Source organism: Streptomyces sp. NPDC039480, from assembly GCF_055597165.1.
On the sequence record NZ_JBVITX010000002.1, the window covers coordinates 477,881 to 491,646 of the forward strand.

The window sequence follows — 13,766 nt, forward strand, 5'->3', positions numbered from 1 at the left end:
TCATGGGTGACGAGCAGCGGTACGGGGAGTACGTGGCGGTCAGGCGGCACGGCCACGTCGTCGAGCTCGTCCTGGACCGCCCCAAGGCGATGAACGCCGTCTCCTCCGAGATGGCCCGCTCCATCGCGGCCGCCTGCGCCGCGCTCAACGACGACAAGGACGCCCGCGTCGTCGTCCTGACGTCCACGCACGAGCGGGCCTTCTGCGTGGGCGCCGACCTGAAGGAGCGGAACTCCTTCAGCGACGCCGAGCTGCGCCGCCAGCGCCCCACGACGCGGGCCTCCTACACCGGCGTACTGGAACTGCCCATGCCCGCCGTCGCGGCCGTGCACGGCTTCGCACTCGGGGGCGGGTTCGAGCTCGCGCTCTCCTGCGACATGATCGTCGCCGACCCGACCGCGGTCGTCGGACTCCCCGAGGTCTCCGTCGGCGTCATCCCGGGCGGCGGCGGCACCCAGCTCCTGCCGCGCCGCGTCGGCGCCGCCCGCGCCGCCGAGCTGATCTTCTCCGCGCGCCGCGTGGAGGCCGCGGAGGCAAGGGAGTTGGGCCTGGTCGACCTGCTGGTGGCGGAGGGCGAGGCCCGTACGGAGGCGCTGGCGCTCGGCGCCCGCATCGCCGCGAACTCGCCAGTCGGCCTGCGCGCGGCCAAGCGCGCCCTGCGCCTCGGCCACGGCCTCGACCTGCGGGCGGGTCTGGAGGTCGAGGACGCGGCGTGGCGCACGGTGGCCTTCTCGGGCGACCGGGCGGAGGGCGTCGCGGCGTTCAACGAGAAGCGGAAGCCGGAGTGGCCTGGAGAGTAAAAGCCCGAGTGGCCTGGGGAGCAGGGGCGCGCCCCTCGGAGCCTCACGTTCCGTGACGGCTCGAGGTTCCAAACCGGTGCAAACCTCCTAACCTGGGGAAATGGGAGAGGATGTCCGGCTGCGGGCCGTGGTGGAGCTGGCGCAGGGAATGGCCGCCGCGCAGACTCCGCGCGAGTCCTGGCGAGCGGCCGCCGCCGGCGCCTGCCGCGCGCTGAACGGCACCTTCGCGGCGCTCTCCGTCTGGGAGCGGGACATGGGACGGCTGCGGGTCCTGGTGAACGCCGGCGAGCGCGTCCAGGGCGAGGAGGAGTTCCCGGAGAACGAGGCGTATCCCGTGAACCGCTTCCCCGAGATCACCGAGTTCCTGCACGAGCACTGGGCCGGCGGCGGCGAACCGCACGCCTGGGTCGAGACGGCCGAAGGCCCGGCGGACTCCCGCGCGCCCGGCTACTGCCACCAGCGCGTGGCCGCGCTGCGCCGCAGGGGCCGCGGCTGCTGCGTCGTCGCGCCGGTCGTGCTGCACGGGCGCGCGTGGGGCGAGCTGTATGTGGCGCGCCCGCCGGGCGCCCCCGTCTTCGACCGGGCCGACGCCGACTTCGCGACGGTCCTCGCCGCCGTGGTGGCCGCGGGGATCGCGCAGACGGAGCGCCTGGAGGAGGCGCGCCGCCTCGCCTACACGGACGCCCTGACGGGCCTCGCCAACCGCCGCGCCGTCGACCTCAGGCTCGACCGGGCGGTGGAGCGGCACCTCGCCGACGGGGCCGTGGTGAGCCTGGTCGTCTGCGACCTGAACGGCCTCAAGCAGGTCAACGACACCCAGGGCCACGCGGTCGGCGACCGCCTCCTCGAGCGCTTCGGGTCGGTCCTCTCGCTCTGCGGCGCGATGCTGCCGGGGGCGCTCGCGGCGCGCCTCGGCGGCGACGAGTTCTGCCTGCTCTCGGTCGGCCCCACGGCCGACGAGGTGGTGCGGGCCGCCGACGAACTCTGCGTACGCGCGGCGGAGTTGGAGTTGGGCGACGGGGTCGCCTGCGGTGTCGCGTCGACCGGGGACCCGATCGGTCCCGTCCGCTCGGCCCGCCGCCTCTTCCGCCTCGCCGACGCGGCGCAGTACCGCGCGAAGGCCGCACGCGCGGCGAAGCCGGTGGTGGCGGGCCGGGAGGGCGCGGACGACCCGGTGGTCCGCCTCGCCGACTCGCCCCCCGGTGTCCCCTGGGCCGGAGAGCGGCGGAGGTTCCGGGGGCGGCGCACCTCCGGCTAGCGGGCGACGCACCTCCGACCGGCGGCATGAGCATGATCAGTTAGGGTGTGCCGCGCCCGGAAGCCGGGCCGCGCGGTACGCGGGACCGCACAAGACCGCGCGGGGGAGCGGGCGTTGAGCGATCAGAGGTACGGGCAGGGGCAGGGGTACGGCCAGGGATACGGGTACGGGGACCCGGCGGCGTACCACCACACGACCACCCACCCCACGAACCCCCCGCACCCCACCCGCCCCCGGCCCCCGGCCCGGGGCGTCCGCGGTGCCGCCGCGCAGCCCCTCGGGCTCGCCCGCCGCTTCGGCACCCCCGACCGCCCCGGCGCCGTCGAGGACCGCACCATCACCGCCCTCCAGTCCGCCCGGACGCTGCTCGGCCTCGGCGCCACCGTCTGGCTCGTCTTCGCCTATCCGCTGCGGCAGGGACGGGAGGAGTTCGTGATGGGGAAGATCGAGGACCTGGTGATCGCCGCAGGCTGCGCGGTCGTCGCGATCCTCGTCGCCGCCGCGCTCTTCACCGGCCTCGCCGACGCCTCGCTGCGCCGCGTCTATCTGCGCCGGTCCGTCCAGCCGCTCGGCACGCTCGCGGCGCTCGCGGCGGGCGCGGGGGCGGTCTGGCTCTGCGGGTACGTGCTGCGCGAGGGCATCGGGCTCACCGACAACCAGGGCTCGTTCCTGACCGTCCTCTTCTACTACCTCCTCTCCTTCGCCGCCGGCGCCGCGGCCCTCGTCGGCATCCTGGTCGCCCTCGTCTACACGGTCGCGCTCCTCGTGTACGCCGTGAACAGCTGCTTCCGCGCCGGCGCGATCCACGAGCTCCTGCCGCCCGTCCTCTCGCCGGTGCTGCTGTGGGGCCTGGCGGTCCTGCAGTTCTTCGACGACGCGGTGGTGGCCGCGCCTCCCACGGTCCTCTACGCGTTCATGCTCGGGGCCCCGGTCTCCGTGACCGCGCTGTCAGTGTGGGAGATCCGCAGGCTGCGGGGTCATCACGGCATCACGTTCCGCGGGGCGCTCGGCCGCGGCTGACCTCGCGGTAAGTGGCTCCCGCCGAATCCACCCGTGACACTCGGCGATTCAGTCCGTACGCTGCTGAATATGGATATGCACAGCGTGGGCACCGTGGCCCTTGGGACCTCCGGGACGACCGCGGCGGACGTCGTCGCCGTCGCGCGCGGAAACGCACGGATCGAACTCTCCGCCGAGGCGCTGGCGGCGCTCGCCGCATCCCGCGAGATCGTCGACGCGCTCGCCGCCAAGCCCGAGCCGGTGTACGGCGTCTCGACCGGGTTCGGCGCCCTGGCCAGCCGCCACATCGGCCCCGACCTCCGCGCCCAGCTCCAGCGCAACATCGTCCGCTCGCACGCGGCGGGCATGGGCCCGCGCGTGGAGCGCGAGGTCGTCCGCGCGCTGATGTTCCTGCGCCTCAAGACGGTCTGCTCGGGCCACACGGGCGTGCGCCCCGAGGTCGCGCAGACGATGGCCGACGTCCTGAACGCGGGCATCACGCCCGTCGTCCACGAGTACGGCTCGCTGGGCTGCTCCGGCGACCTCGCGCCGCTCAGCCACTGCGCGCTGACGCTGATGGGCGAGGGCGACGCGGAGGGGCCCGACGGGGTGGTGCGGCCCGCGGGCGAGCTCCTCGCCGCGCACGGGATCGCGCCCGTCGAGCTCCGCGAGAAGGAGGGCCTCGCCCTCCTCAACGGCACCGACGGCATGCTCGGCATGCTGATCATGGCCCTCGCCGACCTGGAGACCCTCTACAAGTCCGCGGACATTACGGCGGCCCTCACCCTCGAAGCCCTGCTCGGCACGGACAAGGTCCTCGCCCCCGAGCTGCACGCCATCCGCCCGCACCCGGGCCAGGCCGCCTCCGCCGCCAACATGCTGGCGGTGCTCGCCGGTTCGGGCCTCACCGGCCACCACCAGGACGACGCGCCGCGCGTGCAGGACGCGTACTCGGTGCGCTGCGCCCCGCAGGTCGCGGGCGCGGGCCGGGACACGATGGCGCACGCCCGGCTCGTCGCCGAGCGCGAGCTGGCGGCCGCCGTCGACAACCCCGTCGTCCTGCCCGACGGCCGCGTGGAGTCCAACGGCAACTTCCACGGCGCCCCGGTCGCGTACGTCCTGGACTTCCTCGCGATCGCCGCCGCCGACCTCGGCTCCATCGCCGAGCGCCGCACGGACCGCCTCCTCGACAAGAACCGCTCGCACGGCCTGCCGCCGTTCCTCGCGGACGACGCGGGCGTCGACTCCGGCCTGATGATCGCCCAGTACACGCAGGCGGCGCTGGTCAGCGAGATGAAGCGGCTCGCCGTCCCGGCCTCGGCCGACTCCATCCCGTCCTCCGCGATGCAGGAGGACCACGTGTCGATGGGCTGGTCGGCGGCCCGCAAGCTCCGCACGGCCGTCGACAACCTCACCCGCATCGTCGCCATCGAGCTGTACGCCGCCACACGCGCCGTCGAGCTCCGCGAGGGCCTCACTCCCGCGCCGGCGACGCAGGCGGTCATCGAGGCCGTCCGCAAGGCGGGCTTGGAGGGTCCGGGCCCGGACCGCTTCCTCGCGCCGGACCTCGCGGCGGCGGACGCGTTCGTGCGCGCGGGTGCGCTCGTGGCGGCGGTGGAGCCGGTCACGGGGACGCTGGCGTAAGCGGTTCCGCGAGCGCCGCCCCGATGCGGGGCACGAGGGTGTCCCAGGGGCGCGCGTCGAGCACGGGGAGGGAGTGCGGGGCGGCCTCGCGGCGCAGCCAGTGCGAGTACGCCGCGCTGACCTCGGCGCGCTCCCGCTGGACCCCGTGCTCCGGCTCCCGCGCGGCGTAGTTGAGGGCGATCCGCTCCGGGTCGCCCTCGTGCACGAACACGGCCCGCACGCGCCGGCCCGCGGCGCTCCCCTCGCGGACGGCCCGCGCGGCGGCGGCCGGGGTGAGGTAGTCCCCTTCGACCACGGCGGGCACGTCGACCGTGAGGCGGTTGCGCACGACGCCGAGGACGGCGGGCTCCAGGGCGCGTGCGGTGGCGATCTGCAGGTCGAGCACGCGGTCGGCGGGCAGGGCCGCGGGGTCGCCGAGTTGGTCGAAGAGGTGCAGCCCCGGGTGCTGCTCGGCGGTGGTGATCGTCTGTACGGCCTCGACGACGTCGTCGAACTCGACGACGAAGGCGCGGTGCGCTTCGGCCAGCCGGGCCGCCACCCGGCTCTTGCCGACACCGGAGGCGCCGCCGATCAGCAGGATGTCCCAGGGTGCGTGCGTCACGGGGCGAGCGTATGGGACAGCAGTCGCGCGTGGGTCTCGGCGTCCGCCGCCGCCACAAGTCCGCGGCTCCCGGGGCCGATCGGGGCGCCGTCGACCCCGGTGACCACGCATCCCGCCGCCCGGCACAGGGCGATGCCCGCGGCGAAGTGCACGCTCTGCGAGAGGTCGCCGCCGTCGGTGACGTACGCGGCGCGCCGGCCGGCCGCGACCCAGGCCAGGGCCAGCGTCGTGGACACGACCCGCGGCCGGAACCCGGCGACGAAGTCGGGGTCGGCCAGCAGGTCCACGGCCCGGAACCCGGGGGCGCTCGGGAACGGCGGATCCAGGTTGACGTCCACCAGGCGGGTGGCCGACGTGGGGGAGAGCGGGGTGTCGGCCTCCTCGTGCCGGACCCAGGCCGTGGTCCCGTCGGTGCAGAAGACCTCGCCGCTGAACGGGTCGGCCACCGCCGCGGCCCCGTCGCGCAGCGCGACGTTGACGGCGACGAGCATGTTGCCGACGGCGTAGTTCAACGTCCCGCACAGGGGGTCGACCAGCCACTGGCGGGCGGCGTCCGCGGCACCCTGCTGTCCGCCTTCCTCGCCGAGCAGCGAGTCCTCGGGCCGGGCGGCACGGATGACGTCGAGGATCGCCTTCTCCGCCGCCACGTCGGCAGCGGTGGCGAAGTCCCCCGCGCCCTTGTCGAAGCGGTCGAGCCGCCGGCCGTAGAGGGCACGCACCACGTCCGCCCCGGCACATGCCGCGGCTGTCGCGACCTCGACGTCATCGGCATACGCGTATGAGTCGCTCACGCCGCGCGCGGGGACCTTTCCCTGCGTACCGAGAAGACGACGAAGCCGGCGCCCAGGCTCAGGAACGCCGTGCCGCCCACCACGTACGGAGTCGTGTCGAAGCCGCCCGTCTCGGCCAGGTGGGCCGAGGCCGTGGTGGTGGCCCCTTGGGCCTCGTGGCGGGCGGACGTCGCGGTCGCGGACGACGCGGCGGGGCGGTCGTCCCGGGGGGTCTCGGGCGTCGCGGGGGAGGTCGCGTTCGCGGAGGGGACGAAGCACAGGGCGCCGAGAAGGGCTCCCGCGGCGGCGGTGGTCAGCAACGATCGGCGTGCGGACACGGAATCGGATCCCCCTTGTGGCGCTGGCGAATTGGCCGTGTGGGGCGATGCTAATGAAAGGTGCGGGTCGCGGGAAAGTCGCGAGGGGCGGGGGCCGTACGCTCCGTCGTATGAGTGGAGACGAGACATCACGGTTTGTACGGCTACGGGTGGAAATGGTGGTCGAGGTCGGTGACGCCGAGAAGCTGACCGGCGCCGCCCTCGGCCGCATCGCCGAGGACGCACACATGCCGGCCGAGGAGCGGGCGCACGCCGAGACCGCCGTCCAGGAGGACGTCGCCGAGGCGCTCGCCTACCTCGTGGACCCCTTCGACATGGTCAGCCAGGTGCCGGGGACCGAGCTCACCCGGGCCTCCTGGAGCAGCGAGCTGATCGACTACGACCCCGATTCGCCGGACTGGGACCCGGACGAGGATGATGACGAAGAGGACGACGAGCTGTAGGGCGTGAGCGGTGGGACGGATCCTGATTGAAGGATCCGGAATCGGGAACCCCGGGCAGCAACCGCCGCCCGGGGTTCCGTCGTCTCAGCGTGCGCGGTGATCGACGGGAGCGTTCCGGTACCGGTGATCCAGTACCGCGGACGTGGTGTTCCCCACATTTTCCGCAGATGTGGAACGGGACGAACCGGGCAGGACGTTATGCGGGGTTACGGGGACTCCCGGGACAGCGGGACATCTCGGGGGGAGTTCGGGGATTCGGCAACTATGGAGATGCGTGTGATGACGGACAGTAGGCCTCGCAGGCTCGGGCGCGGACGCAGGAGCGTCGCGGCCGTGTCCGCCCTGATGGGCGGCGTGCTCGTGCTCTCGGCGTGCAGCAGCGACGACGGCGACAAGGCCTCGGGCGGCAAGGAGTCGCAGAACCAGGTCGACGAGGCGGCGGCCAAGAAGACCTCTGCCGCCCGGATCGAGATCGCCCCGAAGAACGGCTCCGACAACGCAAGCATCAACAGCGCGGCCAAGGTCACGGTCACCGAGGGCACGCTCACGGACGTGACGATGAAGCCCGCCGACGGCGGCGCCGCCGTCCAGGGGCAGATATCGGCCGACAAGAAGAGCTGGAAGCCCAGCGGCCAGCTCGAGCGCGCCACGAAGTACAAGATCTCGGCTACCGCCAAGGACTCCGAGGGCCGCAAGGCGCACGAGAACTCGGCGTTCACGACCGTCTCGAAGGCCAACAGCTTCATCGGGAACTTCACGCCCGAGGACGGCTCCACGGTCGGCGTCGGCATGCCCGTGTCGATCAACTTCGACAAGGCGATCACCAACAAGAAGGAAGTCCAGTCCGCGGTCAAGGTGTCGTCCGACAGCGGCCAGGAGATCGTCGGCCACTGGTTCGGCGCGAACCGTCTGGACTTCCGCCCCGAGGACTACTGGAAGGGCAACTCCACCGTCACCCTGAAGCTGAACCTCGACGGAGTCGAGGGTGCCGACGGTGTCTATGGAGTGCAGCAGAAGACCGTCCAGTTCAAGATCGGGCGCAACCAGGTCTCCATCGTCGACGCCAAGACCAAGACGATGAAGGTGACGCGGGACGGCAAGGTCGTGAAGTCCATCCCGATCTCCGCCGGCTCGCCCGAGAACAAGACGTACAACGGCAAGATGGTGATCTCCGAGAAGTTCAAGGAGACCCGCATGGACGGTGCCACCGTCGGCTTCAAGGACGGCGACGGCAAGGGCGAGTACGACATCAAGGACGTGCCGCACGCCATGCGTCTGTCGAGCTCCGGCACCTTCATCCACGGCAACTACTGGGGCTCGCCCTCCATCTTCGGCGGCGCGAACACCAGCCACGGCTGCATCGGTCTGCAGGACGCCAAGGGCGCCAACGACAAGAGCACCCCGGGCTCCTGGTTCTACGAGAACTCCATCACCGGTGACGTCGTCGACGTCCGCAACACCGGCGACAAGACCATCGCCCCGGACAACGGCCTCAACGGCTGGAACATGGACTGGGCGCAGTGGAAGGCCGGCTCCGCCGTCTGACCCCTCGTCCGGCCTCCGGTCTCTGATCTCTGAGCGGCCCGCACCCCGTACCGGGTGCGGGCCGTTCTTGTGTCCGCCTCCGCTCAGACCGGGACGAAGACCGCGCTCACGGTGTACGGACGGTCCATCGTCAGCGTCACGTCCTCCTCGGTGATGTCGCGTCGCTCCCCGTCGACCACCCAGGCGGCGACGCGGTATCCGGCGGCGGGTTCCGCGGTGAGGCCGACGGTGGTCCCGGGGGCGTAGGGGCCGTGGAGGGCGGGGCGGACCGTGCCGTTCGGAGCCGCTTCGAGCGTGAGCGGGTGGCGGACGCGGGCGACTCCCGACGTGCGGTACCCCGCGACGATCGGGGCGGTCCTGCGGGCCAGGGAGGCGTTGTCGTTGTCCTCGTCGCCCAGCGGCTGACCGTCGACGGTGTTCTGCGTGTTCGAGTACTGGTTGACGGGGCCGCAGGGGGCACCGCAGCTCTGCGCGTAGGCCATCAGGGAGTGGCGGTCGCGGCGCGGGGTGATCCAGCCGGTGCCGCTCGGGGAGTTGAGCAGCCGGCGGTAGGCGCCGGGACGGTTGTGTCCGGCGAGGGTGGTGCGGTCGTGGAACAGGCCGAGGTTGTGGCCGAGTTCGTGCCCGAGGTTGTACCACTTGACCAGGGACTGGACGTCGACGGCGGAGTAGGCGAGCTCGCTGTCCATCCGGCCCCCGGTGGGCAGGGCGGCCCGGCCCGACGAGCCGACGGGCACGTCGTTGACGACGGTGACCAGGTCGACGCCCAGCCGCTCCCGGAGGCGGTGCGCGGTCGCGCCCAGGTCGGCGTCCGTGGGGTCGGAGAGCTTCTCCAGCATGAGGTCGGCCGTCTGGTCACCGTGGTAGCCGGTGTCGTACCTGCCGACGATGTCGATCCTGGCCGCCACGCCACTGTCGGCGAGGGCCTGGTTCATGTAGGACTCGGCCATCCCGAGGCGGGCCGCCATCGCCTGCTCGCCGCCCACCCGCCGCACCGCGGCCGGCGTGTGCCCGGCCAGGACGTCGATGACGGCGGGCGCCGCGGGGTCGGCCGGGGCGCGGTCATCGAGGGAGTCACGCAGGTCGCGAGCGGGTCCCTCGTCGGTGGAGGTGCCGGAGGTGGCGGAGGTCTCGGAGTTGCCGGAGGTGCTGGTGGTGCTGGTGGTGTCGTCGGGCGTGGGGCCGCGGCGCGCCCGCGGGTCCTCCTCCGTGATCCGCAGCCGCGGCCGCGCTCCCGGCTCTCCCGGCTCTCCCGGCAGGGTCGTGACGTGGTACGCCCGCGCCCCCAGGTCGATCAGGGCATCCACGACCGGCCCGGTGCTCCGGGTGGAGCGGGCGCCGGGGCGCGTCTCCGGTGGCGTCCCGTCGTCGTGCCCGCACACCCGGCTCGCCGCGATCACCGCCCGCCGGTCCGGTTCCCCCTTGACGTGACCGGTCCATGTGACGGTGTCCCCGTCCACTTCGCGGCCTTCCTGGACGACGGTGATCCGCATGCCCGGGAAGAGGCCGAGAGCGTGCTCGGCGGGGCGGCCGAAGCCGCCGGAGGTACACAGCCACTGGTGGTCGGCGAGGTCGAGGCCGACGGTGCGTTCCCTCAGTACGTCCGTCGCGTCCGTCTCGCTTCGCAGGACGTCCGTCCCGTTCGCGGCGGGGCGCTGGCCCGGCGGGTGCGGGTCGGCCGACGCGGCCGTGGTCAGGGACAGGGCGGCGGAGAGGCAGGCCAGCCGGATCGCGCCGCGCGGGCGCAAAGGTCGCGTCGAGATCGTCGGGCTCATGGCGTTTGTCGTTCCACCGCGGGGGTGCGCGGCAACCGCGGACATGAGCACATCACCCGAGCGCGCGCCATCGGCACTCAATTGGCTTGATCCGGCCAATTGCCGTTAAGGCACACCAATTTCGGACAGCATCAACTCCGCACTCCAGCCTCACTATTGAGCAGGTGTTCGCCCCTCGGCATACTTCGACCTCCAGGGGCCGCAGCCCCTTAACCTCCAGGGGGAGACTTGCACAGACAAGTGAAAAGAGCGTGCGGAGCCAGTGTCGCCGCGGCGGTCGCCGTGGCTCTCGCGGCGGGCATGACCAGCCCCGCGGCCGCGACGCCGGCAGCCGCGGGACAGTCGGCCGGGGCGGAGGGCACCCTCGGCAACGCCGTGGGCAAGGACCGCGTCACGCTGATCACCGGTGACCGCGCCGTCCTCGACGCCGAGGGCCGCGTCGTCGGACTCGAGCGCGCCAAGGGCCGCGAGCACATACCCGTACAGGTGCGGCGCAGCGGCGGACACACGCTGCTGATACCCGCCGACGCGCAGCGTCTGATAGCCGACGGCACCATCGACCAGCGGCTGTTCGACGTCACGGAGCTGAACAAGAAGCGCAACCGCGCGGCGCAGAAGAAGGCCCTCAAGGTCATCGTCGGCTACAAGGGAGCCGCCACCGCCGCCAAGGCCGAGGTCCGCGACGCCGGTGACACCACCGTCCGCAGGACCCTGAAGGCGCTGAACGCGGACGCGCTCAGCACGCCGAAGCAGGACGCGGGCGACCTGTGGGCCGCGCTCACCAGCGGCAAGGACGGCGCGCGCACCGCGGCGTCCGGCGTCGAGCACGTCTGGCTCGACGGCATCCGCAAGGCGACGCTCGACAAGAGCGTCAAGCAGATCGGCGCCGACAAGGCCTGGGCCGCCGGGTACGACGGCAAGGGCGTCAAGATCGCCGTGCTCGACACGGGCGTCGACGCCACGCACCCGGACCTCAAGGACCAGGTGGTGGCCGAGAAGAACTTCACGGAGTCGGCGGACGCCAAGGACCGCTACGGCCACGGCACGCACGTCGCGTCCACCGCGGCCGGCACGGGCGCCAAGTCCGGCGGGAAGTTCAAGGGCGTCGCTCCCGGGGCGAAGCTGCTCAACGGCAAGGTCCTCGGCGACGACGGCTACGGCGAGGACTCCGGCATCATCGCCGCCATGGACTGGGCGGTGGCCGAGGGCGCCGACGTCGTCAACCTCAGCCTCGGCGGCCCCGACGCCCCCGGCGTCGACCCGCTCGAAGCGCAGGTCGACAAGCTCTCCGCGGAGAAGGGCATCCTCTTCGCGATCTCGGCGGGCAACGACGGCACCGTCGGCTCGGTCGGTTCGCCGGGCAGCGCGGACGCCGCGCTGACCGTGGGCGCCGTCGACGACAACGACAAGCTGGCGGACTTCTCCAGCCAGGGCCCGCGGGTCGGCGACGGTGCGATCAAGCCCGACGTGACCGCGCCCGGCGTGGACATCACGGCCGCCGCCGCGCCCGGCTCCGTCATCGAGAAGGAGGTCGGCCAGAACCCCGAGGGCTATCTGACGATCTCCGGTACGTCGATGGCCGCCCCGCACGTCGCGGGCGCCGCCGCCCTGCTCAAGCAGCAGCACCCGGACTGGAAGCAGCCCGAGCTGAAGGGCGCGCTCACCGGTTCCACCAAGGGCGGCAAGTACACGCCGTTCCAGCAGGGTTCGGGCCGGATCGCCGTGGACAAGGCGATCAAGCAGACGGTGATCGCCGACCCGGTGTCGGTGAGCTTCGGCACGCAGCAGTGGCCGCACACCGACGACAAGCCGGTCACCAAGAAGGTGACGTACAAGAACCTCGGCAAGGACGACGTCACCCTGGACCTCACGGTGACCGCCACCGACCCGAAGGGCCGCCCGGCCCCGGCCGGGTTCTTCACCCTGGGCGCGAAGAAGGTCACCGTCCCCGCGGGCGGCACCGCGTCCGTCGACCTGACCGCCGACTCCAAGCTCGGCGGCACCGTGGACGGCGCCTACTCCGCGTACGTCGTGGCGAACGGCGGCGGCCAGTCGGTCCGCACCGCCGCCGCGGTCGACCGCGAGGTGGAGTCGTACACCCTCACGCTGAAGCACCTCGGGCGTGACGGACAGCCGACCAAGCAGTACTCCGCCTCCCTCCAGGGCATCCTCGGCCTGGCCGTCGGCACGGACCTGTCGCCGTACGACGCGTCCGGCACCGTCAAGGTGCGGGTCCCCAAGGGCAGCTACATCCTCGACTCGAACGTCGCGGTCGACCTGGAGGACCTCGGCAAGGGCGTCGACTGGCTCGCCCAGCCGAAGCTCGACATCACCAAGAACACCACGGTGACGGTCGACGCGCGGACCGCCAAGCCGGTCGACGTCACCGTGCCCGCGACCGACGCCAAGGGTGTGCTGGCCGCGCCCGACTACATGGTCGAGACCGATGACCTGTCCAGCAGCTTCGGCTGGCTGCTCGACGAGTACAAGAACTTCCGTACCGGCGCCGTCGGTGCAGCCCCGACCGGCGTCAAGCTCAGCCAGCAGTGGGCGGCCGTCTGGACCAAGGGCGACAACACGGAGTACAACACCATCGCCGGCGGCGCGGTGAAGCAGCTCGCCACCGGTTACACCAAGCACTACAAGACGAGTGAACTGGCCACGGTCAAGGCCGGTCTCGGTGCCTCCACGAGCGGCAAGACGGGTTCGCTCCGCGCGTTCGGCGAGCTGCCCGACACCAGCGGCGGCTGGTCCATCGCCGTCCCGACGAAGCTGCGCACCAACCGCACGGTGTACGTGTCCACCGGCGACAAGGTGAAGTGGGGCCTGGAGTTCGAGCAGAACGGCCCGAACGACGCGGAGGGCTGGCCGACGGTCGAGGCCGTCTACAGCCTGGGCGCCCCGCAGACCTTCAAGGCGGGCGGCAGCTACGAGAAGATCTTCAACACGGCCGTGTTCGGGCCGCGCATCGGCGGTGACTTCGGCGTCCACCGGGACGGCAACGAGATCACGGGTTACCTCCCGCTGTTCGCCGACGGCAAGACCCACGTGGGGTCGTCGCTCTACACGTCGGTGAAGACGACGCTGTCCCGCAACGGCACCCAGGTCGGCGAGAACACCGACCCGCTGACCGGCGAGAAGCCGTTCAAGGTGCCGTCGGCCGACGCCGAGTACAAGCTCTCGACGTCGGTGAAGCGCAGCGTCAAGGTGGCCGCGGCCTCCACGCGCATCGACGCGAGCTTCACGTTCCGCTCCAAGAAGGTGGAGAGCGCGAAGCTCCCCGTCTCCACGGCGCGGTTCAGCCCGGCGGTCGACCTGAGCAGCAGGGCGGAGGCCGGCAAGAAGCAGTACGTGCCGGTCAAGGTCCTGGGTGCGGCGGCCGGCGCCAACCTCAAGTCCCTGTCCGCGTACGTCTCGTACGACTACGGGCAGACGTGGGAGAAGGCCAAGGTCACCAACGGCAAGATCCACGTGAAGAACCCGGCGAAGGACAAGGGCATCTCGTTCCACGCCAAGATCACGGACAAGAAGGGCAACAAGTCGACGCTGTCGATCTACAACGCCTACTACGGCAAGTAGACGCGCACGACGAC

Annotated in this window: 11 protein-coding genes; 7 read left to right on the forward strand and 4 right to left on the reverse strand. The window is 72.1% G+C overall.

The genetic code is table 11. From position 1 onward, the window contains the following. The first annotated feature begins 2 nt into the window (after window positions 1-2). From ACZ56E_RS08200 to hutH, 4 genes are all read left to right on the forward strand, one after another. A complete protein-coding gene (locus tag ACZ56E_RS08200; RefSeq protein ID WP_471212291.1) occupies window positions 3-800 on the forward strand; it encodes an enoyl-CoA hydratase/isomerase family protein in 798 nt (265 codons plus the stop codon). A 100-nt stretch (window positions 801-900) separates the two neighbouring features. Beyond that, on the forward strand, window positions 901-2,058 hold the full coding sequence (locus ACZ56E_RS08205; RefSeq protein ID WP_471212293.1) for a GGDEF domain-containing protein: 1,158 nt from the start codon (window positions 901-903) through the stop codon (window positions 2,056-2,058). Window positions 2,059-2,172: 114 nt separating this feature from the next. Then, entirely contained in the window at window positions 2,173-3,078 is a 906-nt protein-coding gene (locus ACZ56E_RS08210) for a hypothetical protein (RefSeq protein ID WP_471212295.1), read from the forward strand. A gap of 84 nt (window positions 3,079-3,162) precedes the next feature. Then, window positions 3,163-4,701: a histidine ammonia-lyase gene (gene hutH, locus ACZ56E_RS08215; RefSeq protein WP_471213110.1), complete on the forward strand. Its 1,539-nt coding sequence runs from the start codon at window positions 3,163-3,165 to the stop codon at window positions 4,699-4,701. Here the strand turns inward: hutH and ACZ56E_RS08220 are convergent. Genes ACZ56E_RS08220 through ACZ56E_RS08230 form a run of 3 tightly spaced genes read right to left on the reverse strand, consistent with a single transcriptional unit; the run spans window position 4,682 to window position 6,410 of the window. Further along, window positions 4,682-5,302 carry an AAA family ATPase gene (locus ACZ56E_RS08220; protein WP_471212298.1) on the reverse strand — a complete coding sequence of 207 codons (621 nt, stop codon included), beginning with the start codon at window positions 5,300-5,302 and terminating at the stop codon, window positions 4,682-4,684. The genes hutH and ACZ56E_RS08220 overlap by 20 nt on opposite strands. After that, window positions 5,299-6,093 carry an inositol monophosphatase family protein gene (locus ACZ56E_RS08225; protein WP_471212300.1) on the reverse strand — a complete coding sequence of 265 codons (795 nt, stop codon included), beginning with the start codon at window positions 6,091-6,093 and terminating at the stop codon, window positions 5,299-5,301. The genes ACZ56E_RS08220 and ACZ56E_RS08225 overlap by 4 nt, the downstream gene beginning before the upstream one ends. Then, entirely contained in the window at window positions 6,090-6,410 is a 321-nt protein-coding gene (locus ACZ56E_RS08230; protein ID WP_471212302.1) for an LAETG motif-containing sortase-dependent surface protein, read from the reverse strand. The genes ACZ56E_RS08225 and ACZ56E_RS08230 overlap by 4 nt, the downstream gene beginning before the upstream one ends. 110 nt (window positions 6,411-6,520) lie before the next feature. On the opposite strand from ACZ56E_RS08230, the gene ACZ56E_RS08235 reads away from it, so the two are divergent. Then, a complete protein-coding gene (locus ACZ56E_RS08235) occupies window positions 6,521-6,853 on the forward strand; it encodes a hypothetical protein (protein WP_468604858.1) in 333 nt (110 codons plus the stop codon). Between the two features lie 279 nt (window positions 6,854-7,132). Further along, window positions 7,133-8,398 carry a L,D-transpeptidase gene (locus ACZ56E_RS08240; RefSeq protein WP_468604860.1) on the forward strand — a complete coding sequence of 422 codons (1,266 nt, stop codon included), beginning with the start codon at window positions 7,133-7,135 and terminating at the stop codon, window positions 8,396-8,398. A gap of 83 nt (window positions 8,399-8,481) precedes the next feature. Here ACZ56E_RS08240 and ACZ56E_RS08245 read toward each other — a convergent pair whose 3' ends face one another. Further along, window positions 8,482-10,173, reverse strand: a complete 1,692-nt coding sequence (locus tag ACZ56E_RS08245) for an InlB B-repeat-containing protein (RefSeq protein WP_471212305.1) — start codon at window positions 10,171-10,173, stop codon at window positions 8,482-8,484. Between the two features lie 240 nt (window positions 10,174-10,413). On the opposite strand from ACZ56E_RS08245, the gene ACZ56E_RS08250 reads away from it, so the two are divergent. Continuing rightward, window positions 10,414-13,752, forward strand: coding sequence for a S8 family peptidase (locus ACZ56E_RS08250; RefSeq protein WP_471212306.1), 3,339 nt, complete (start codon window positions 10,414-10,416; stop codon window positions 13,750-13,752). The last annotated feature ends 14 nt before the right edge of the window (window positions 13,753-13,766 follow it).

Bases quoted from the DNA above. Each gene is read 5' to 3' on its own strand.
- ACZ56E_RS08235 (WP_468604858.1), top strand. From the start codon at position 6,521: ATGAGTGGAGACGAGACATCACGGTTTGTACGGCTACGGGTGGAAATG.
- ACZ56E_RS08200 (WP_471212291.1), top strand. From the start codon at position 3: ATGGGTGACGAGCAGCGGTACGGGGAGTACGTGGCGGTCAGGCGGCAC.
- ACZ56E_RS08205 (WP_471212293.1), top strand. From the start codon at position 901: ATGGGAGAGGATGTCCGGCTGCGGGCCGTGGTGGAGCTGGCGCAGGGA.
- ACZ56E_RS08245 (WP_471212305.1), bottom strand. From the start codon at position 10,173: ATGAGCCCGACGATCTCGACGCGACCTTTGCGCCCGCGCGGCGCGATC.
- ACZ56E_RS08240 (WP_468604860.1), top strand. From the start codon at position 7,133: ATGACGGACAGTAGGCCTCGCAGGCTCGGGCGCGGACGCAGGAGCGTC.